A 21,026-nucleotide genomic window follows, 5' to 3' on the forward strand; every position below is an offset into this window, starting at 1 on the left:
CCTAAGGTGGCTAAGAACATGTTAACCGCAATCGTCTCCAGCTTTATTATTGGTAACGTCATCGCTTGGTTCAGTGGTGCAGCACCGATCTATTTTCCACCGGTGCCGTACAACGAACAACAGCAACAGCAAGTGCTCTACCTAGAGCAATCATTGCAGCAGGACCCAAACGATGTCGATGTCATGCTCGAGTTGGGGCAGCTATATAGCCACCACAACCATTTGGATAAAGCCGACGCACTATTGGGCCAGGCGCTGCAACAGCAACAAGATAATACTCTTGCCCAAGCTGCTTATTACGCCAATGACGGCAAACTGGCAGGGGCCATGTTTGACCCTGGCATGGGAATCTACAAGCTGGTACGCCTGCGCTCGGCGATGGACGCAATTGACCAAGCGGCCGAGCAAACCCCAGATAATGTTCAGGTGCGACTGATTCGACTAATGACCTTTGCGTTTGTTGGAGAGATTAGTGGCCATGCGGATACGGTATTTGAAGACGAAGCTTGGTTTCAACAGCAAATCGAAAACGACGAGCAGTTTCCTGGCGCGATAAAGCAATTGGTGTACATCGCACTGGCACACACCTATCAACAACAGGATAGCAATCGAGCGTCCGGGTATTTCAGTAAGGCCATGGCGCTCGGTCCTTGTCCGAATACCCTGTTAGATACTTGCCAAGCCATGCCAGAAGCCATGCTCGCGGAAGAGAGCGGATATGCTGGTTGAATTAACTCGGGTCGGAAAACAGTACCCATTGGGCGATACTCAGGTGTGTGCGCTAAAAAGCGTTGATCTGAGTATCGACCGGGGCGAATTTATTGTCCTTAAAGGCAACAGTGGCAGTGGAAAAAGCACCCTGCTGAACTTGATCAGTGCCTTGGACGATGCCAGCCAGGGCGAGGTTCGCATTCTTGGCAACAACGTTCGTTCCTTGAATGAAGTTCAACGGGCTAAGTTACGGCTACAAACCATTGGCATTGTTTTTCAGTCCTTTAACCTGATTCCGGTACTCACAGCGTTAGAAAATGTTATGTACCCACTTACGCTTAAGGGCATTTCTAATAGTGAAGCGAAGCAGCGCGCTCAACACGCGTTGCAACAGGTGGGGCTGAGCGCACAAATGCAACAGCGCCCAGTGCATTTGTCCGGAGGTCAAATGCAACGCGTTGCTATCGCCCGTGCGTTGGTCACACAGCCGGCGTTAATTTTGGCCGACGAGCCGACCGCCAATTTGGATTCGCACACCGCCGAAACCATTTTAACGCTGATGCAGCAGTTAAATCGGCAACAGGACATTACCTTTATTATCGCCAGCCATGATGAGTATGTGATGACACGTGCCTCGCGTGTTCTTACCTTAAAAGACGGTCGTATTACTCAAGACAGCCAACTCACGTCGTCCTTTTCACCTTCTCAGTTGCAGACAAGCGTATGAAATTTTTAAACCTTCTATTCTTAGCATTAATGCTGATCACTGAACCAGCGCTCGCTAGTGAAGTATCCGGCTACCCCACTGCAATCGCCATGACGGTAGACGAACGTCGTCAGCAAATTGCAGCAGCAACAGACAACACGGATACACAACAACAACGTATAGCCTGGCTGGCCGAACTGGCGAACATAACCGCGGAAAGCAGCCGCGATGAACAGCGCATCCAACAACTGCAACATACGCTAACTCAGGCATTAAAAGCGTCGCCTGAAGACGCTGAACTGATGGCGGCACTAGGTTCGCTGCTGAGTTATCAGTCCAGCTTACATACCGACAATCTGGCCAAGTTAAACGTATTAATGCGCAAAGGCACACGTTATATGGATCGCGCCATTAAGCAGGCCCCCCACCACTTGGGAGCGCGGCTACAGCGAGGCATCGCCTGCGCTAATATGCCTGCGTTTGTAAAACGTGCGCACTTTGCCGTGCAAGACTTAACCATGGTGCGCGAGCAAGTTGGCCAGCGGTATGGCGCCGATTTCCTGGCGTTTGTTGAGTATTACCTAGGTCAGGCATTATTACGCAACGGAGAACCTGATGCCGCCCGCCAAGTTTGGCAGGGCATAGATCAACATGCAGAGCAATGGAGCACCAAAGCGCAACAGGCATTGGCGGCGTTATGACCGGTTTAGGGCTAAAAATGGCCACCCTCAACGTATTAAGAAACTACCGTCGCAGTCTAATTACGCTGGCTGCGATTATGTTTGGTTGCGTGAGCTTGGTGGTATTCGGTGGCTTTGTGCAATCCATGTACGACGGCATGCGTGAAAGCATGATCCGCTCACAATTGGGGCACATTCAGGTATACGCACAAGGCTATAACCAGTTCGCCAAAGCCGAGCCGGATCAGTACATGCTCGATGCAGCGTCATTGCAGACTGTGCAAAATCTGATTGACGAACATGCCCAGCCGCTGGTGATGGCTCCGCGATTGAACTTTAATGGCTTGCTCAGCGACGGCAAACAGTCATTGGCGATTATGGGAGTCGGTGTGGATGCAGATAGCGAAGCATTATTGTCTTCTGCCATTAAAATCGTCGCTGGTGAAGATTTATTTCCTATGGACACAGATGGTGCACTCCTTGGCCAAGGCTTATTTGAGTCATTGGACATCGAGGTAGGTGATTACTTGACCTTGATGGCCAGCACTACTGACGGCGCCATTAATGCCGTGGATATTCGCGTTAGTGGCGTTATTAATACCGGCACACAAGCTTTAGATGATCGATTAGTACGTTTAAACCTGAGTCATGCACAAGAACTGCTTTATACCAATGCCGTCACTCGCTTGGTGGTGTTATTGGAAGACACTCACACCACGCAAGCCGCTCAACGGCAATTGCAGTCGCTTTTTGAGCTGCATGGTTTGGCAATTGAAACACGGCGCTGGGATCAGCTGGCAGACTATTACCACCAAGTGGTGGCCTTGTTTGACGGTATTTTTGGTTTTGTCCGCATCATCGTCATTATTATTGTTGCGCTAAGTATCTCCAATACCATGATGATGGCTGTGATGGAGCGCACCCGAGAACTGGGTACTATTCGCGCTATGGGCGCAGCACCGCTACAAGTCGTGGGTCTGGTTTTATTAGAAGCTCTGGTTCTTGGTCTGTTGGGCGCATTGGTAGGAGTCTTCGCGGGCATTGCATGCGCCGAATTTATCACTTGGGCAGAATGGATGATGCCAACACCACCAGGCAGCACTCAGGACTACCCCATTCGGGTTCTGATCGTAGCGGATATCTTGTGGCAGACCTTTGCTCTCGGCGTCATCATTGCTGTGGTGTCCAGCCTTTATCCTGCCTACAAAGCCGCGCGACTCCCAGTCGCCAATGCATTGCGTTTTTCATAAGGTGTTTATGTCTCTTATCAAACTAGGTTCTGCGACCTTATTGCTACTGCTTACCACGATATTAGCTGCGGCAGCGGAGCCAGATGCGAATGAACTATTGCAGCGCTTTGATCAGCTGCGCGGTTATGGCGATCAAGGATTCAGCTTCGTTATTGAAAACAGCAGTCACCAGCCAGAAAAAGCACCGCACACTAACCGGCTAAAAGTTCGTGTTTTATCTGATCTCTCGTTAGTGAGCTTTCTTAGTCCCGAGCGCGAAAAAGGTCGAGCGATGCTAAAAGATGGCAAGAATATGTGGCTGTACATTCCCGGTACGCGCAAAGTTATTCGTGTAACACCCGCGCAACGTTTAATCGGACAAGCCAGCAATGGTGATGTTATGGGAACCACGCTATCCGGCCAATACCAGGTCGCGGCTAAGCAGGCGGTGCAATGGCAACAGCAAAGTAGCTGGCAGCTTAGCTTACAGCCGCTGCAAGAAGGCGCAACTTACGGCCGAATTGAATTATGGTTATCACAACAATCGCCAGCCATGCCACAGCAAGCCGAGTTTTATTCACGCTCAGGAAAGTTGCTAAAGACGGCGATATACGAGGAAGTAAGTGAGTTTAATGGTCACGAAAAGCTGGCTCGCATCAAACTGGTAGATGCGGTGCGACCACAGCACTACACCATTATGAATTTCAGTGAGTATCAGCCAGAAGACTTGGATGCTGCAATATTCAACAAAGATGCGCTGCAATACCTGGATTTTTAGTATTTTGATTATTTTCCATCGTGTATGTGGTCGACGCCATTTTCGGAAATTTACGACTCAAAACAGGTGTTTTCTGCTGTTCACATTGATAACAGCCAGTGGTAGCTCAGCACTGGTGCATGCTGAGCTGGATATCCGCCAACGCCTACTTATGAGCAGTCAATGGAACGAGACCCGACAGCACACACAGTTTAATCCAGGTATTTTCGCAGTCGAACAGCGCCATCAGCAAATTGCGCTCGATAATGATCTCAAACTGGCCGTTCATCCGAATGTATCAGCCGCCACCCGCTTTGCCTGGATTGGGGAACAGACGAATTTTACCGCCAACGCGGGTGGCAACAGTTCCGAGCGCGACCTCAGTGCTGTGCTGCTGGAAGCAGAGCTGTCCTGGCATAGCCGTTTTCGCACGCGACAGCTGCGTATCGGTCGGATAAAGCCGCAATGGAGCCAAGGGTTCAACTGGCCAGTGCTGGATTTGTTGCGGCCAGATCGATCACGCCCTAATTTCGATCAGGATAATCTGCGCCAGCAGCAAGGCTTCGATATGATCAATGTACGCTGGCGGCAGTCCAGTTGGGGGTTATCCGCCTTGGTAGCAACAATGGATGACAGCCAATACGCTGCCCAGCATCAGTCTGCCTTGCGGCTGAGCCATGAAGGCAGCGTTGATAGCAGTCTGATCTGGCATTATTTACCCGGCGTTGGCCACCAATGGGGCGCCAGCCTCAGTATTTTAATCAGCGACGCCAGCTCCCTACGCGTGGAAAGCAGTTATGAGCGCCAGCGCGATAGGCCTGAATTCGATGCGCAAGGTAGCACTGCGCTGGCCAGTGATGGTTATTTGAAAACGTTGATAGGCTATCAATACAGCCTGGAGCAGTGGGATATCCGCGCTGAGTATTTGTACAATCAACACGCTTATAATAATTCTGAACAGCAACAACTAAACCAACTCAGCGATACGTTTGCTCAGCGATTAACGTCAGCCGAGGCAGCACAAAGCTATGCCTTTTTTGCTAGCGTCAACCAAGCAATGGCACAAGGACAGTCGTCCCGCCATGGTCTGTATTTGATGTATACCAACCAGCGTGATCAGGGCTTTTGGTCTTGGCAGCAAAGTGTTCAGTTAAATACCAACGACGGCAGTCAATATCATCAACTCCAGCTCGGTCAGCGATGGAGTGATGAATGGCATAGCCGAGTGCAATTGGAATACTTTACTGGTAACGAGCAATCTGAGTTTGGCCGCTTACCCAGTCAGTTTAATGCACGTGCATCGCTCTATTGGAGCTTTTAACCATGGCACGCTTATTATTCGACTATCGGTCGGCCTACTTCTTAATCACACTGATACTGGTGTACAGTTTTGCCGTTGGCTGGGACAACAATGCCCATTTAAAGCTGCCAAGCTTAGTTGAAGACTACGGCCATTTTTTCTTTATTGGCTTAATCGCAGCGATCATAGCCAACTCCACCGGAGCGGGAGGCGGCATTGTTTTTTTCCCGGCGTTCGTAACACTGGGATTAACAACACAACAGGCTTTGGCGACCAGCTTGGCCATTCAGTGTTTCGGCATGACTGCCGGCAGTTTGGGCTGGCTTAGAGTTCGCCGTCTAGAAGCATCGGGCTATCATATCCAATGGCGCTGGCTTTGGAGGGTACTGGCCATCGCTCTGCCCGCGAATTTGGCAGGATTGTGGCTTGCTCAATGGGCACTGCCAGCGCCAGCTTTTTCTGTGCATGTATTTTTTTCGGTATTTTCTCTTATAGTCGGTTTTGCTGTATTGCTGCGGCGCCAAGCAGACCAGCAGCATGGGCGCTGGCAAGCATTGAGCACCAACGAATGCTACTGGCTACTGGTGATGTGTTTTATTGGTGGGATTGTTACTGCCTGGTTATCTATCGGTATTGGTGAAATTCTTGCCGTTGTTCTGATATTCCTAGGCTTTCGTACCAATATGGCCATTGCAGCAGCAGTGATGATTTCTGCCATCACCGTTATCTGCGCGGTGCCCTACCATGTGTGGATCTCTGGCGCGGTTGTGGTAGAGGTATTAATGTTTGCTGCACCGGGTGCAGTGATCGGCGGCACCTTAGCGTCGGTTTTGGCAGTGAAACTGGGCGCCTCCCGGCTTAAAACCGCTATGGCATTGTGGATTATTATCAGCGCCCTAATTTATCTTGCTATTTCTATATAACACTGCCCGCGTGGTGATTGGTGTTAACATTTTTCCTGTTGACCTTGAAAATAAGTCACCTTGTTCCAGCGTCAGTAGATGCTGTTTACGCGCAATACCTCCAGCGTAACCCGTTAGGCGACCGTTGGCCCCAATCACCCGATGGCATGGCACAATAATAGAAATTGGATTTTTGCCGTTGGCGGCACCGACTGCACGGCTGGCGTTGGGCTTGCCAATATGCTGCGCCAGCTGTTGATAACTGCATGTTTGCGCAAAGGGAATGCGACACAAGGCACTCCAAACTTTGCGTTGAAATTCTGTACCGTGAAAACTCAACGGCACATCAAATTGCTGTCGCTCACCGGTAAAATACTGCTGCAATTGTTGGCAGGCAGTACTTAATAGCGCATCTCCGCTGCAGTATTCACCTAACTCAGCAGGTTTGCTGGTATGTTGCTCGAACCAGATTCCAGTAATACCTTGATCATCCGCTTGCAGCGTTATTTGACCCAACGGCGATGCCCAGTGGCGGTATCGCATCATATTATTTTTCCCATAATTGTAAGTTGGCATAGCTGCCCCAGGGCGACAGTTGTTTTACCTCAATACCACCCAGCTGTGATAACTGTTTTTTAATGATCAAATCGTTTTCCAACAAGCAATCCGGTTCTGACCAGCCACGCAATTTGATGTAATTCAGTGTCCACGGGCCAATACCCGGCAGAGCCAACAGCTCAGACTCCTGGAGCTGATCATGTTGCTGACAATAGTGGGCAAAATGATGCAGTGTCTGCTGACGCCGTGCTGGCATTTTTAATGCGCTGACATCGATAGCCAGTACTTGTGTAGGCGAGGGAAAGGTATCGCCACCTGGGTGTGCCAGCTCCATCAGTTGATTAAGCAACTGTGTCGCCGCCGACAACGACACTTGTTGACCAAAGATTGCTCTTACGCCAGCTTCCCAGCCATTCCATACGCCCGGTATTCTTAACCCGGTAACAGTGACCAACTCTGGATGTATGGACGATAAATGCTGCTCGATCACCTGGGTGTTGGCGTCCAAGTCAAACATACGCCGTACATTCGCCAGCAGTGGCTGCAGTTGGTTTAAATCATGTACATCAAAGGTCAACTGCAACTGTTGGTCGACGCACTCCAGAGAGAAACTGGCAGGCTGCCCATGAATCATCACTCGACGTTGATAATAATGGTCGCCCACGCTTTCGACACCGTGCAATAGACGTCGCCGATAAAAATCCAACATGGTTTGCCAAGCCAACTCACCCTGGTATTTCAGATGAATGCGATTATCTGTCGAGGTCACTGTTGGCGAGCGTCTGAGCTGCGTAGGCGCCATCGAGAAGTGCTGCAAAAAAGCATCGTTAAATCGGCGAATGCTGCTAAAGCCAGATGAATAAGCGACGTCCGTGACCGACAAACTGCTGTCGTGCAACAAATGTTTAGCAAACATAAGCTGGGTGTAGAGCTGGTATTTTTTCGGTGCTACGCCCAAATAACGTGCGAATAGATCGCGCAAATAGCGCTCGGATATGCCCAAGCGCAGCGCCAGCTGTGCCACCGAGACACTGCCCAACGGTTCACTGTGTAATATCGACAAAGCACGCAGGAAAGTGGTTTCTACCCCTTTCCAGGCCCAGGAATTCGGTGCACTGTCCGGCCGACAGCGCAAGCATGGGCGATAGCCATGCGCCAGTGCCTGCGATGGCTGCAAATAATACTCAACGTTTTCTTCTTTCGGTAAACGTGCAGGACAAATTGGCCGACAAAATATCCTCGTCGTTTTCACTGCAACATAAAACTGACCATCAAAGCGCACATCACGGCTTAAGCGGGCCAAGCGGCATTGCTCCAAAGTCAATGATGAGTGTTCCAGTGTCATGAGCGCTTACCTATACGCTGGCCGTGACCAGCGGTGTTGCAATGAATAGTGGCGACGTAAACAGTGCCAGTGCACAGAATTATTTAGAAGTGCCGCAGCAGTGTAACCGCATGATCGGCCTGCGCTGGCCATTTTCGGCACTGACAAGCCTGGTCGACTGCGCATTACCATGATTTTACCGAAACCCACTTGAGCCGCGCTCGGCAACTGGCTATGATGCGCGCGTTTTTACTTATCCACACCACTGCAAAGGAGAGTTCTTATGTCGTTTATCTACTCCCTTGCAGGCCTCGCCCTCAGCTAATTCATACGCAATAGCTGCTCTGGGCTCAGAATATCTGCGGCCTGCCAATTCCACTTTTGTTATCCATTTAAAAGAGAATTGGAGCTATGGGCACGTCCATACAATTTCTTTCTGACTCTATTTGCTTAGTGGCTTCGCGTCACAGCTGGATCGAAGGCCAAGCCGTTCAACAACTGCATAGCACAGCCAAACTGTCTGGCATGCAGAAAATCGCTGGCATGCCGGATTTACATCCCGGCAAAGGTTACCCCATTGGTGCAGCTTGCCTGAGCCAAGGCATTTTATATCCGGCACTGGTCGGCAGCGACATTGGTTGCGGTATGTCGTTTTGGCAAACCGATTTATCCGCCCGCAAAGCTAAACCGGAAAAGTGGCAACGCCAACTCTCGCAGGTGGAGCAACCTCTGCAGCAGCACTGGCAAGCGCTGGTCATCGACGAAAAGCAGCGCCTAAACATTCATTGCGACGAGTTTGATCACGCTCTAGGCACCATCGGCGGCGGCAATCACTTTGCTGAATTTCAGCAAGTGGATGAAATCTACGATGACGTCCGTGCTGCTCAGCTCGGGCTTAATCCGCAGACACTGCAATTGCTGGTGCACTCGGGTTCACGTGGTTATGGGCAGCGCATCTTGCAGCATCACGTGCAACGGTTTGGCCATCACGGTCTGGCCGATGACAGCAATGAACAGCAGGCTTATTTGCAATGCCACGATGAGGCACTGCGCTGGGCGCAATTGAACCGCCAGCTCATCGCCCAGCGGTTTCTGCATGCCTTGGGCACGCACGGCGAACCCTTGCTCGATGTTCACCACAATCTGGTCAGCGCCAGCCCACAGCCAGACGTTAGCTTGCTGGACGGCCAACCGTCTGCTTGGCTGCATCGCAAAGGCGCAACGCCGGCCGACCAAGGCCCAGTGGTGATTCCTGGCTCGCGCGGCGATTATTCCTGGCTGGTGGAGCCAATTACTGATACTGACAACGTCCGCCACGCTTTATGGTCACTGGCGCATGGCGCGGGGCGTAAGTGGAAACGTACCGATTGCAAAGGGCGTCTCAGCCATAAGTACAGTCAGACCGATTTACGTCGCACTCGCCTCGGCAGTGTGGTGATCTGCAACGACAAAGAGTTGCTGTACGAAGAAGCGCCGCAAGCCTACAAAGACAGCCGTCGGGTAATCGACGACTTGCTGGAAGCGGGCTTAGTGCGTTTGATCGCGCGATTAAAGCCGGTGCTGACGTTTAAAACACAAGGAGGGCGTTGCTGATGTGGGTAGTGCAACTGTCCGCCGGACAAGGCCCGGAAGAGTGCAGCCGCGCCGTGGGTTTGGCGCTGCAACGTTTACAACACGAAGCCCAACAGCAACAAGTGAGCTGTCAGATTTTAGAGCAGCACCCTGGCCGCCAGCCTGGCTGCTTTAAATCGGTATTGCTGGCGATGCGCGGCCAGCAAGCGCAGATACTCGCCCAACGTTGGCAGGGGCCGATGCAATGGTTATGCACCAGCCCTTACAGGCCGCGCCATAAGCGCAAAAACTGGTTCTTCAGTGGCCAGGTGTTTGAACTGCCAGAGTCGCCCCCTGCCAGTAGCGATGGCGCTTGCCTAGATAACGACATTGATTACCAAAGCTGTCGCTCCTCCGGCGCCGGTGGCCAGCACGTCAATACCACCAACTCGGCGGTGCAAGCTTGGCACCGCCCTAGTGGTATTCGTGTACGCGTCGAAAGTGAGCGCAGTCAGCATGCCAATAAAAAGCTAGCGCGTGCCTTAATCCAGCATAAGCTGCAACAACAGCGACAGAGCGAATCTGCACAGCAGGAGCAGCAGCGCTGGCAGCAACACCAGCAACTGCAACGTGGCGGCGCCATGCGTTGCTTTCATGGACCGCAGTTTCGTGAGGCCTAGAGCCGCTTAGGCTTGATGCAACACAACTGCTGCGGCATTAGGTTTGGCAGGGATTGTCCTTTTTGTTTACTATGCGCTCGGTATCGGCCACGACGATGGCCGACCCACCGTGATGATAGCAACCAACTCAAAGGCTTATTATGAATACGGTCGTTTACCCAGGCACATTTGATCCCATCACCAATGGACATACCGATCTGGTCGAACGCGCCGCACGCCTGTTTGACCGCATTATTATTGCCGTCGCAGACAACCCTAAAAAACAGCCGATGTTGGATTTGGACACGCGTGTTGATTTGGCGCGTGAAGTATTGGGGCATTTGCACAATGTCGAAGTGACCGGGTTCGCCAACCTGCTGTCTGACTTTGTCCGTGAGCACAATGCCAACATTATTTTGCGCGGCCTGCGTGCGGTGTCCGACTTTGAATACGAATTCCAGCTCGCCAACATGAACCGTGTGTTGGCGCCAAGTGTAGAGAGCATGTTCCTGACTCCGGCGGAGAAGTACTCCTACATTTCATCCACGCTGGTGAGAGAGATCGCGTCTTTAAATGGCGACGTCAGCAACTTCGTTCACCCGAGCGTTGCCAAAGCCCTGCAAAAACGCGTCAGTTAACCTGTGTGCCCATCCGACTGCGGATGATATGACGGAGGTATGTCATGGCGTTGATTATCACCGACGAATGCATCAATTGTGATGTGTGCGAGCCCGAGTGCCCCAACGAGGCGATCTCACCGGGCGAAGAAATCTACGAAATTGATCCAGCCAAGTGCACTGAGTGTGTTGGCCACTACGATGAGCCCCAGTGCCAGCTGGTGTGCCCTGTCGACTGCATTCCGCACGACGACAACAATCAGGAAACCCAAGAAGAGCTGGAAGCCAAATACGAGCGCTTAACGGGCAAAAAGATCGCCTAAATAAATCGCTCCTCGTGCCAGGCCAGTCACCCAACTGGCCTGTTTTCCCCTCTTCCCGAACTCCACTCCCCCGCTATTTAGCCAAACCTAAGCCAAATAACCGCCGACAACATGACAGCCACGGCGCTCGCCCTGTATGCTCGCTGATTCCTAGCATTGCCCAACGGAGACCAATAATAATGAGGCAAGCAAAGACCATTCTTACCTTATTCGTTAGCCTTTGGCTGCTAGCAGCCTGCAGCACTCCTGAAGACATTCGCACCACACCGGGTGCCACCCCGGCGCCGTCGCCATTGCCAGCGCTCATCCACTGGCGACCCAGGCCGGCATGGACATTCTGGCCGCCGGCGGCAATGCCGTAGACGCTGCCATTGCTGTGGCGGCGTCACTGGGTGTGGTTGAACCTTACGCTGCCGGTATTGGTGGTGGTGGTTTCTGGCTGATTTACAACGCCAGTGAAAACAAATACCGCTTTATTGATGCGCGTGAAACAGCGCCTAAAGCGGCGCATCGAGATTATTACCTGAAAGACGGCAAACCGGATCGCGACCGTTCCATAAACGGCCCGTCAGCAGCAGCCATTCCCGGCCAGCCCGCGGCCTTTGCTTATTTATCGCAGCGCTATGGACTGTTGTCTTTACCGCAGGTTTTAGCGCCCGCTATTGAGCAAGCGCGCACAGGCTTTGAAGTGGATGCACGCTATCAAAAGCTAGCCAACTTCCGCCTGCATCATATGCGGCGCTACCCGGTCACGGCGGAGATTTTTCTAGACGATAATCAGGTGCCAGCTGTGGGGCATCGCATTGTGCAGCCAGAATTAGCCACCACACTGGAGTTACTGGCTAAGCAAGGCAAAGCCGGGTTTTATCAGGGTGCGCTGGCTAACACCTTGGTCGAGGCTGTACAAGCCAATGGCGGTGATTGGACGCTGGAAGACTTGGCCAACTACCAAGTGGTAGAGCGTGAGCCGATTGTATTTGAATACGATGAGCACACCATTATTAGCGCACCGCCACCGTCGTCGGGCGGCATTGCTCTGGCACAAATGCTGGGCATGCTCGACGCCTATCAGCAACAAACGGGTACTGATTGGCGCCAGCTCGACAAAGTAGCGCAAGCTCACTTATTGGCTGAGGTAATGCGCCGCGCTTATCGCGACCGTGCTGAGTTCTTGGGCGACCCGGATTTTTATCAGGTTCCGGTGGATAAATTGTTATCTGAGCAGCGTGCAGCGGACTATGCCGCCAGCATCGATGCCAACAAAGCGTCCGTTAGCCTAGATATGCAAGGTCCAGCCAACCTGCACGAAGGTCGCCACACCACACATTTGTCGGTGTTGGATAAATACGGCAATCGGGTATCCGCCACATTGAGCATTAACTTGCCGTTCGGCTCAGCCTTTACCGTCGCAGGCGTGGTTTTGAATAATGAAATGGACGACTTCTCCCTCGCGCCTGGTGTCCCTAATAGCTACGGCTTGGTCGGCGCCGAGGCCAACGCCATTGCCGCTGGCAAGCGGCCGCTATCGAGCATGACGCCGACCATGATTGAAAGCTGCGATCAAGTAGCGGTATTGGGTGCCCCTGGTGGTAGCCGCATCATTACGCAAGTATTGTTGGGCACGCTAGCGCATCTGCAGAATGAGCCGGTGGAGCAATGGGTGAGTCAGCCACGTTTTCATCACCAGTATTTGCCCGATCGCATTCAAATTGAGCCCGATACGTTTAATAGCAGCGAGATCAATAGGCTCAATACCATTGGTCATGAAGTCCGCTCCGTTGGCCGCCAATATGGCAACATGCAGGCCATCTTGTGGGATATCCAGCAAGGCAAAGTCACTGCCGCCTCAGACCCGCGTGGCGTCGGAGCAGCCGAAGTGCTGAGCGTGCCGCAGCTGAATATTCGCTAACGGTACTCCTTGCCAGCAGACAATAAAAAAGGCGGCCAAGGCCGCCTTTTTTGCTTCATCAATGATGGCATTGTTCATCAGAACATAATGGCGGCAGTCAGATCGATAGTATCCAACTCGACTTCATATTTGCCGTCATCAAGGTTGTAGCGTGTGTATTCGATGCCAGCACGCATACTGTCACTCAAGCGGAAATCCAGTCCTAAGCCATATAAAAAGCCGTTACCGCTGGCGCTACCACTGTCGCTCTCACCCTCTTCAGGGCTCTCGACATCCCAGTCTGCCTGCCAGCGATGAACACCGAGTTTACCCATAATGTCGACGCCGTCTCCGATGGCACGGCCAAAGCGACTGGTAATCTGGTAGGACAACACTTGATCTTCAAAACCCGCGTCATCGTAATCGGGCTTGCCCAGATAGCGTGCACCGAGCATCACATCAAAACGACTGGTATCACTTAAACGAAAATGCGTACCGACAGCGAAGCCACCACCAGCAGAGTTTGCATCTTCATCTAGGCTTTTATCTTTAAACATGTTGTAGCCCGCATTCAGCTGCACAAAGTGCTGAATGGTTTTGCCATCGCCTTCTTCCATACGCGACACTTCAGTATTGATCTTGCGACAACCTAAGCAACGCAGAAAGCCTTGCTGCAATGGTGTAACAACCAAAGTTTCAGCCACCGCATCGGCTGAGCCGGTGAGCAAGGTCAGCGGCAAGGTCGCGCCATAAATCAGCGCACCGGCCTGAGATAGGATGATATATGCAGGACGAGCAATCGCAGCATCAGCAACAATGGCTGCAGCGCTGGGCTTGTCCTCAATTTGGTTCGCTGACACAGATGTGCTCAATGTGGCCAACGCCAAAGCCGCTGCCAGAGTCGATTTCTGTAAGGCCGCCGTCACTTGCATTGCTAGTCCTCTCAAGTAAGCAGAATAGCAGGGACTATAGCAGCAGCTGTGCAGAGCGTCACGACGCATGCGCGTCAGTGTGAAGCAGATCAACGCTGGCAGCGTGGACAATATACGCTGCTGCGCTGACCCAGACGGATTTCTGTCAACGGCTGTGTACATTTTCGACAAGGTTTGCCACCACGGCCGTATACGTCCAGCTGTTGGGCAAAATAGCCCGGCTGACCATCGCCACCAACGAAATCTCGCAGCGTCGTGCCGCCTTGCTCAATAGCACGGGCCAATACTTCCTTTATGTGCTCAACCAAACGCAGATAACGCGCCTTGCTGATACGCCCAGCCGCAGTAGTGGGGCGAATGCCGGCCATGAACAGTGCTTCGTTGGCGTAAATGTTGCCCACCCCCACCACTACTTTGCCATCCATCACAAAGGTTTTGACCGCTTGTTTTTTGCCGCGTGAACGTTGGTACAAATAATCGCCGTCAAAGTCACTGCTTAACGGTTCAGGGCCAAGGTGCGCCAGATACTCGTTGTCACCCCAGTCCTCGCCCGGTGGCAGCCACAGCAGCGCGCCAAAGCGACGCGGGTCGTGATAGCGCAATATCTTGCCATTGCTTAGCCGCCAATCAATGTGGTCGTGCAGCCGTGCGTCCTCATCTGGCTCAACCAGTCGCAGAGAGCCCGACATGCCGAGATGCCACATGGCCGTGCCAGCATCCGTTTCCACCAGGATGTATTTGGCTCGGCGTTGCAGACCGCGGATAACCTGCCCAGTTAATTGTTGAATGTCATCGGCCACCGGCCAACGCAGCTGTGGCTGTCGCACGATGATTTGCTCAATGGCGGTCCCTTTCAGCCAGGGTTCAATACCGCGCTTAGTGGTTTCGACCTCAGGTAACTCAGGCATCCAATCTCTCCTGCATAAACGTCGGACATAAAAAAACCCGGCAGCGCCGGGTTCTTTTCAAGCGACAAAGAAACTTATTTGATTTTTGCTTCTTTGTACATCACGTGCTTGCGAACAACAGGATCAAATTTTTTGATCTCCATTTTCTCAGGCATGGTGCGCTTGTTTTTGTCTGTGGTGTAAAAGTGACCGGTACCGGCACTTGAAACCAGACGAATCTTATCGCGTGGCATAACGAGTCTCCTTAAACTTTCTCGCCGCGTGCGCGGATTTCAGCCAGAACAGCATCGATACCTTTCTTATCGATGATGCGCATACCTTTGGTAGTAACGCGCAGACGTACGAAACGCTTTTCGCTTTCTACCCAAAAACGATGGTATTGCAGGTTTGGCAGAAAACGGCGCTTGGTTTTGATGTTAGAGTGGGAAACGTTATTCCCTGTTACAGGGCTTTTACCTGTAACCTGACAAACCTTAGACATGGATCTTCGCCCCGATTTTATCTGTATCGAACAATGTGAAAAATTCGTTACCAACCGTGGGCTAAACCGTCGAAATCGACAGCGTCAGGTGCCCTGGCTGAAAAGAGTTGCGCTTTATACCAAAAGCAGCCAAACGCCGCAAGGGAAAGGTCGTTTTTTGTACGAAAGGCAGGGCTACGCCACACAATCACCGTAATCGGCCACCAAGCGCACTACAGCCAGCCCCGCTCGGCAAACGACACCGCTTCACCATCGCCAATCACAATATGATCCAACACCCGAATGTCCATCAGCCCCAGTGCCTGCTGCAAACGCTCGGTGATGGCACGGTCAGAGCGGCTCGGTTCTGCCACTCCAGACGGATGGTTGTGCGCCAAAATCACTGCGGCAGCCTGTTGCTCTAGCGCCAGTTTCACCACTTCGCGCGGGTAGACCGCTGCGCTGTCCAGCGTGCCTCGAAACAAGGGGACGAGTTTAATCACCTGATGCTGGTTATCCAGCAACAGGATGGCGAACACCTCATGTTGATAGTCGCGCAAACTGGCTTGCAAGAATCGTCGTGTTAGCTCTGGGCTGGTCAGAGCGTCGCCACGCTGCAGCTGCTCGATCATATGGCGGCGGCTCATTTCCAACACCGCTTGCAGCTGTGCAAACTTGGCATTACCCAAGCCATCTGAGCGACAGAAGCGTTGCTGACTGGCGGTCAATAGCGGTCGCAAGCCTCCATACTCCTGTAACAGCTCACGCGCCAAGTCGACCGCGGATTTGCCACGTGTTCCGGTGCGTAAAAAAATGGCCAGCAGCTCTGCATCTGACAGGGCTGCCACCCCTTGTTGCAGCAGCTTTTCTCTGGGCCGCTCGGCCTCAGGCCAATCACGAATTGCCATACACACTCCTTGTGCTGGTCGGCTGATGTTGTCCCACAACGCTCTGCGATATACTGCGGCAAAATTTAGTCAGTGGTCCGATACCATGCAACAATTGAGTAACAAACGCATCGTGCTCGGCATCAGTGGGGGCATTGCTGCGTACAAATCTGCGGAGTTGGTGCGCACCTTGAAGAAAGCCGGCGCAGACGTTCGTGTGGTGATGACCGATGGCGCCAAAGAATTTATCACACCGCTGACGCTGCAGGCCTTGTCGGGCAACCCGGTGCATCACACCTTGTTGGACCCAGCCGCCGAAGCTGGCATGGGCCATATCGAGCTGGCCAAATGGGCCGATGTCATCGTCATAGCACCGACCTCCGCCAACTTGCTGGCACGCCTGGCACAGGGCTTGGGCGATGATTTGCTAACCACCATTTGCTTGGCCAGTGGCGCACCACTGTCATTGGCACCCGCCATGAACCAGGCCATGTGGAGCAACCCAGTCACGCAAAACAACGTGCAACAATTGCAACAATTGCGGGGTTCGCAGCTGCGTTGGTTTGGTCCCGATGCCGGCCAGCAAGCCTGCGGAGATATCGGCCCTGGTCGCATGTTAGAGCCAGAGGCTATTGCCGAGCTGTTGGCGCAGCAGTTTGACACTGGGCAACTCAGCGGCAAACACGTGGTCATTACCGCCGGCCCCACCCGTGAAGCACTGGACCCTGTGCGTTACATCAGCAATCACAGTTCCGGCAAAATGGGCTTTGCATTGGCACAAGCAGCGGCAGAGGCCGGTGCCAGGGTAACGCTGATCAGCGGGCCAGTTAACCTGCCCACACCGCCCCAATGCGAGCGCATTGATGTAATCAGCGCTGACGACATGCTGCAAGCCGCTGAGCACGCGACGTCCGATTGCGATGTATTTATCGCCGCAGCGGCCGTCGCCGACTATCGGCCGGCGAATATCGCCGAACAGAAAATCAAAAAATCCGGCGAGCACATCACACTGACGCTCACCAAAAACCCAGACATCGTCGCCACCATTGCCGGCCAGCCAACACCTCCATTTTGCGTCGGCTTTGCCGCTGAGACACAACATTTGGGTGAACATGCCCAGTGCAAATTACAGCGCAAGCGGCTCGACATGATCGTCGCCAATGATGTGTCACAGCCTGGCATTGGATTTAACAGCGACGACAACGCCGTCAGCGTTTTCTGGCCTGGCGGCAAGCAGCAACTGGCACAAGCCAGTAAGCAGCAGCTGGCACGACAACTGATTCAACTCATGGCGGAGCGCCTATCCGCAACACAACCACAGGCTAACTGATGACAGATAACAACGCTTTCCCTCTGCAGGTTCGCATTCTTGACCCGCGTATCGGCGATACCATCGCCATGCCGGAATACGCCACCACAGGCTCAGCTGGCCTTGATTTGCGAGCCTGCCTCGACAGTGCGTTGACCTTGCACCCAGGCGAGACGCAACTGATTCCTACGGGTCTGAGCATCTTTATCCAAGACCCAAGTTTTGCGGCGATGATCCTGCCACGCTCAGGCTTAGGCCATAAGCACGGCATTGTGCTCGGTAACTTGGTCGGCTTGATCGATTCTGATTACCAAGGCGAGCTGATGGTCAGCTGTTGGAATCGCGGCGATACGGCCTTCACGATTGAAGTCGGTGAGCGCATTGCTCAGCTGGTGCTGGTGCCCGTCGTGCAAGCAAAGTTTGAAATTGTGCAGGAGTTCACAGCCACGGAGCGGGGTTCCGGTGGCTTTGGCCATTCCGGTCGTACCTGACAGCAGCTACACTGACGCTTGGTGAATTCGCTGCTTTGACCATGCCATAACCTAGCTATTCTGTAGTGACCAGAAAGCTAGCGGGCGTACAAAGCAGCGCTGTTTCCTGTTTCGCATGGCCGCCTCCGGCCAGTTCGGTACTAATCGGAAGGAACCCAAGCATGAGCGGCGACGCCAAGGCACCTACACGCACGTTACTGTTTTTCACTCGTATCAGCGCTTGGCTGTCCATCCTGATCATTGTCGCCGGCATGGCCGTGCAAAGTTTGCAGATCAACCTGTTCGCGCAATCCGAAGTCGACCAGGCATATTCCAACGCCGTCGCCGCACAAATGGCGCAATCGTTAAAATCCCGCCTCGAAGACACCCGTGCCCAGCAGATGGCGGCCAGCAGTCATCCACAAACCTTGACGGCGCTGCGCAGCAACGACGAGACATGGCGTGAGACGTTGAAGCTATTTATGCCTGGCGTACAACGCCTGCTGCTGCTGTCCAAAAACAACTCGCAAGGCTTGCAAGACGACCTCGGGTTTGCCGTACAAGAGCTGGTCACCCGCACACTGCGCGGCGCCGATATGCGCGTCGAAGCTGTGATGCGCAAAAACAAATTGCAGTTTTACTGGGCTTCTCCTGTTGCCGATGCGGCTGGCAACATTCGCGGCGTACTGTTAGCTGAGTACGGCCCAGAGTGGCTGGATCGCTTACGCGCTGCTGCCGGCACCGACGTTGGTGAAGTGGTGGTGACTCAAATGCTCAACCCAGGCAGTGATCAAGGGCTTGAGCTGCTTCGAGCCGGCGACAGCAGCAGCGATGGTCATGTTGTGACGGAGACCATTAACGATTATTGGTACCTAACTTATCTGCCCGCCGACAACCGCCCCAAACTGGCGCTGATGCCATTGATTACCCCCTGGCTGATCGTGTTGGTGGCTACGCTTCTGCTGCTGTTTGTCATGCTGTATCTGCAAAAACGCGACTTACGCAACAACCAAGTGGCGTTGCTGACCCATGTTCGTCAGATGGTACGTAAAGGACAGGATCATCCGCCCAAGTACACAGTGGCGTTGTTTTATGACCTGGCGCAGCACATGCGCCAGCTGTGCTTTGGCAGCAGCGCCAGCGGTGCCATTGCAATCGAGTCGCCACAAGCTGAAAGTGACGACGATGGTGACTTGATGCCTGAGCGAGAAAAAATGAACGTCTCACTCGAGCAGCCACGTCCAGGCCCTAAGGTGGCTGCCAGCGACAGCAGCGCTCAGCCCATCGCCTTTGGTAGCAGCTTGCCGCAAATGACGGTGATCGATGACGAAGACGACGACCCCTTCGAAGCCCCTGAGCCGGCAGAGCAACCCACTACCAGCACTGACGCAGCGCAGCCAGAGCCTGTGCCAGAAACTAAACCTAAGCCACGCAAGAAAGAACCGCCTGCACCTATGGTCAGCCCACCGATCATGCCCAAACACATCTTTCGTGCCTACGATATTCGCGGTGTGGTGGGGCATGAACTGAGTGAAGAGGTAGCCTATTGGATTGGCCGCTCACTGGCGGTGGAGCTAAAGCATCGCGGCTTTAACAAAATCTGCCTGGCCTGGGATGGGCGCCGCTCCAGTCCGCCGCTGGCAGAGAATCTCGAGCGCGGGCTGCTGGATGCGGGCTGTAACGTGATGATCTTAGGAGCCCAGCCCACCGGGCTATTGTACTTTGCAACGCATGAAACCGACGCCAAATGCGGCGTTATGATCACCGGCAGCCACAATCCACCACAGTACAACGGCATTAAAATCGTGGTGGATCGTCTGCCGTTTGCGATGGAAGATTTGCAGGGCTTGTATCACCGTATTGTGCGCAACGACTTACCCACCGACACCCGTGGCGCGCGCGAATCACGACAACTCAACGACGCTTACCTGCAACGCATCGATGACGACGTTAGCCTGAATCGCCAGATGAAAGTTGTCGTCGATGCCGGCAATGGCATCGCTGGGCCATTGGCTACGCAGCTCATGTCACGCTTGGGCGTTGATTGCGTGCCACTGTTTTGTGACGTTGATGGCCGCTTTCCCAATCATCACCCAGATCCAACGGTACCCGACAACCTGGTGGCATTGCAGCAAGCGGTGGAAGAGCACAAAGCCGACCTCGGGCTGGCCTTTGATGGTGATGGTGATCGGTTAGTGCTGGTCGATAACCATGGCAAAATCATCTGGCCTGATCGTCTGCTGATGCTGTTACTGCGCGATATTTTGCCGCGCAACCCAGGCCGCGATGTGGTGTTCGATGTGAAATCGTCACGTCATTTGCCGGGCGTCATCATTGGCTCTGGCGGGCGACCTGATATGTGGAAAACCGGCCATTCGTTGATGAAGCAGCGCATGCACGAACGCAATGCCGTGGTCGGCGCAGAGTTCAGCGGCCACATTTACATCAAAGAGCGTTGGTATGGCTTTGATGATGGCCTGTACGCTGCGGCGCGTATCCTTGAGGTATTGGCGCAACAGAATGTTCCTGTGGCGATGATTTTCTCTCGCGTACCAGAAGATACCAGCACGCCCGAACTGCACATCAACACCTCCGATGACGCTAAGTTCTCCCTGTTGGAGCAGCTGCAGAAAGATGAGGATCTGACACGCGGCGCTCGTGTACACACCATTGATGGTCTGCGGCTCGAATTCCCCGACGGCTGGGGCCTGATTCGCGCGTCCAACACCACTCCGGCACTGACGTTGCGCTTTGCAGGTAATGATCAGCAAGCCATCGGCCGCATTCAGCAACGCCTGCGGCAGGCACTGAACCGCCACGCTCCCGACCTAGCACTGCCATTTTAGACAGCTGCA

The 21,026-nt window shown here is 53.2% G+C and carries 22 protein-coding genes; 15 read left to right on the plus strand and 7 right to left on the minus strand.

The genetic code is table 11. The features are described from left to right. Positions 1-18 precede the first annotated feature (18 nt). From CHH28_RS02905 to CHH28_RS02935, 7 genes are all read left to right on the plus strand, one after another. Positions 19-729 (plus strand): tetratricopeptide repeat protein, encoded by a 711-nt coding sequence (locus tag CHH28_RS02905; protein ID WP_094058892.1) that lies wholly within the window; start codon positions 19-21, stop codon positions 727-729. Continuing rightward, positions 719-1,438, plus strand: coding sequence for an ABC transporter ATP-binding protein (locus CHH28_RS02910; RefSeq protein WP_094058893.1), 720 nt, complete (start codon positions 719-721; stop codon positions 1,436-1,438). The genes CHH28_RS02905 and CHH28_RS02910 overlap by 11 nt, the downstream gene beginning before the upstream one ends. Then, the gene (locus CHH28_RS02915) at positions 1,435-2,118 is read left to right on the plus strand and encodes a hypothetical protein (RefSeq protein WP_094058894.1); all 684 of its coding nucleotides are present in this window, start codon (positions 1,435-1,437) and stop codon (positions 2,116-2,118) included. The genes CHH28_RS02910 and CHH28_RS02915 overlap by 4 nt, the downstream gene beginning before the upstream one ends. Beyond that, positions 2,079-3,347, plus strand: a complete 1,269-nt coding sequence (locus tag CHH28_RS02920) for an ABC transporter permease (RefSeq protein WP_233243725.1) — start codon at positions 2,079-2,081, stop codon at positions 3,345-3,347. The genes CHH28_RS02915 and CHH28_RS02920 overlap by 40 nt, the downstream gene beginning before the upstream one ends. Before the next feature lie 7 nt (positions 3,348-3,354). Next, positions 3,355-4,104 (plus strand): outer membrane lipoprotein-sorting protein, encoded by a 750-nt coding sequence (locus tag CHH28_RS02925; protein WP_157729742.1) that lies wholly within the window; start codon positions 3,355-3,357, stop codon positions 4,102-4,104. Positions 4,105-4,189: 85 nt separating this feature from the next. Continuing rightward, complete coding sequence (locus tag CHH28_RS02930) at positions 4,190-5,404, plus strand: hypothetical protein (protein WP_157729743.1); 1,215 nt, start codon at positions 4,190-4,192, stop codon at positions 5,402-5,404. Between the two features lie 2 nt (positions 5,405-5,406). Continuing rightward, positions 5,407-6,306 (plus strand): sulfite exporter TauE/SafE family protein, encoded by a 900-nt coding sequence (locus CHH28_RS02935; RefSeq protein ID WP_094058898.1) that lies wholly within the window; start codon positions 5,407-5,409, stop codon positions 6,304-6,306. Here the strand turns inward: CHH28_RS02935 and CHH28_RS02940 are convergent. Continuing rightward, the gene (locus CHH28_RS02940) at positions 6,280-6,831 is read right to left on the minus strand and encodes a methylated-DNA--[protein]-cysteine S-methyltransferase (protein ID WP_094058899.1); all 552 of its coding nucleotides are present in this window, start codon (positions 6,829-6,831) and stop codon (positions 6,280-6,282) included. The two genes, CHH28_RS02935 and CHH28_RS02940, sit on opposite strands and share 27 nt — an antisense overlap. Before the next feature lies 1 nt (position 6,832). Continuing rightward, positions 6,833-8,188 (minus strand): DNA-3-methyladenine glycosylase 2 family protein, encoded by a 1,356-nt coding sequence (locus CHH28_RS02945; RefSeq protein ID WP_094058900.1) that lies wholly within the window; start codon positions 8,186-8,188, stop codon positions 6,833-6,835. 390 nt (positions 8,189-8,578) lie between these two features. Between CHH28_RS02945 and CHH28_RS02950 the strand changes: the two genes are divergently transcribed. The 5 genes from CHH28_RS02950 (at position 8,579) to ggt (ending at position 13,226) form a co-directional block, all read left to right on the plus strand. Then, positions 8,579-9,760, plus strand: coding sequence for an RNA ligase RtcB family protein (locus CHH28_RS02950; RefSeq protein WP_094058901.1), 1,182 nt, complete (start codon positions 8,579-8,581; stop codon positions 9,758-9,760). Continuing rightward, positions 9,760-10,398 carry a peptide chain release factor H gene (gene prfH, locus CHH28_RS02955; RefSeq protein WP_094058902.1) on the plus strand — a complete coding sequence of 213 codons (639 nt, stop codon included), beginning with the start codon at positions 9,760-9,762 and terminating at the stop codon, positions 10,396-10,398. Before CHH28_RS02950 ends, prfH begins: the two co-directional genes overlap by 1 nt. Positions 10,399-10,538: 140 nt before the next feature. Further along, positions 10,539-11,015, plus strand: a complete 477-nt coding sequence (coaD, locus tag CHH28_RS02960; protein WP_094058903.1) for a pantetheine-phosphate adenylyltransferase — start codon at positions 10,539-10,541, stop codon at positions 11,013-11,015. A gap of 44 nt (positions 11,016-11,059) precedes the next feature. Next, positions 11,060-11,317, plus strand: coding sequence for a YfhL family 4Fe-4S dicluster ferredoxin (locus tag CHH28_RS02965; RefSeq protein ID WP_094058904.1), 258 nt, complete (start codon positions 11,060-11,062; stop codon positions 11,315-11,317). 292 nt (positions 11,318-11,609) lie between these two features. Continuing rightward, complete coding sequence (gene ggt, locus CHH28_RS02970; protein ID WP_420093160.1) at positions 11,610-13,226, plus strand: gamma-glutamyltransferase; 1,617 nt, start codon at positions 11,610-11,612, stop codon at positions 13,224-13,226. Between the two features lie 77 nt (positions 13,227-13,303). Here the strand turns inward: ggt and CHH28_RS02975 are convergent, their stop codons facing one another. The 5 genes from CHH28_RS02975 to radC all read right to left on the minus strand — a co-directional run bounded on the left by CHH28_RS02975 (position 13,304) and on the right by radC (position 16,413). Then, entirely contained in the window at positions 13,304-14,137 is an 834-nt protein-coding gene (locus CHH28_RS02975; protein WP_157729744.1) for an outer membrane beta-barrel protein, read from the minus strand. An 89-nt stretch (positions 14,138-14,226) separates the two neighbouring features. Continuing rightward, positions 14,227-15,045 carry a bifunctional DNA-formamidopyrimidine glycosylase/DNA-(apurinic or apyrimidinic site) lyase gene (gene mutM / locus CHH28_RS02980; RefSeq protein ID WP_094058907.1) on the minus strand — a complete coding sequence of 273 codons (819 nt, stop codon included), beginning with the start codon at positions 15,043-15,045 and terminating at the stop codon, positions 14,227-14,229. A gap of 74 nt (positions 15,046-15,119) precedes the next feature. After that, positions 15,120-15,278: a 50S ribosomal protein L33 gene (rpmG, locus tag CHH28_RS02985; RefSeq protein ID WP_036533854.1), complete on the minus strand. Its 159-nt coding sequence runs from the start codon at positions 15,276-15,278 to the stop codon at positions 15,120-15,122. A gap of 11 nt (positions 15,279-15,289) precedes the next feature. After that, the gene (gene rpmB, locus CHH28_RS02990; RefSeq protein ID WP_094058908.1) at positions 15,290-15,526 is read right to left on the minus strand and encodes a 50S ribosomal protein L28; all 237 of its coding nucleotides are present in this window, start codon (positions 15,524-15,526) and stop codon (positions 15,290-15,292) included. Positions 15,527-15,738: 212 nt separating this feature from the next. After that, complete coding sequence (radC, locus tag CHH28_RS02995) at positions 15,739-16,413, minus strand: RadC family protein (RefSeq protein WP_094058909.1); 675 nt, start codon at positions 16,411-16,413, stop codon at positions 15,739-15,741. 85 nt (positions 16,414-16,498) lie between these two features. Here radC and coaBC point away from each other — a divergent pair, with 85 nt between their 5' ends. From coaBC to CHH28_RS20330, 3 genes are all read left to right on the plus strand, one after another. Then, positions 16,499-17,722: a bifunctional phosphopantothenoylcysteine decarboxylase/phosphopantothenate--cysteine ligase CoaBC gene (gene coaBC, locus CHH28_RS03000; protein ID WP_094058910.1), complete on the plus strand. Its 1,224-nt coding sequence runs from the start codon at positions 16,499-16,501 to the stop codon at positions 17,720-17,722. Beyond that, a complete protein-coding gene (gene dut, locus CHH28_RS03005) occupies positions 17,722-18,192 on the plus strand; it encodes a dUTP diphosphatase (RefSeq protein WP_094058911.1) in 471 nt (156 codons plus the stop codon). The genes coaBC and dut overlap by 1 nt, the downstream gene beginning before the upstream one ends. Positions 18,193-18,353: 161 nt before the next feature. After that, positions 18,354-21,017, plus strand: a complete 2,664-nt coding sequence (locus CHH28_RS20330; RefSeq protein WP_094058912.1) for a phosphomannomutase/phosphoglucomutase — start codon at positions 18,354-18,356, stop codon at positions 21,015-21,017. Positions 21,018-21,026: the final 9 nt, after the last annotated feature.

Origin of the sequence: Bacterioplanes sanyensis (assembly GCF_002237535.1) — a bacterium.
In the GTDB taxonomy this organism is placed as follows: Bacteria; Pseudomonadota; Gammaproteobacteria; order Pseudomonadales; family Oceanobacteraceae; genus Bacterioplanes; species Bacterioplanes sanyensis_A.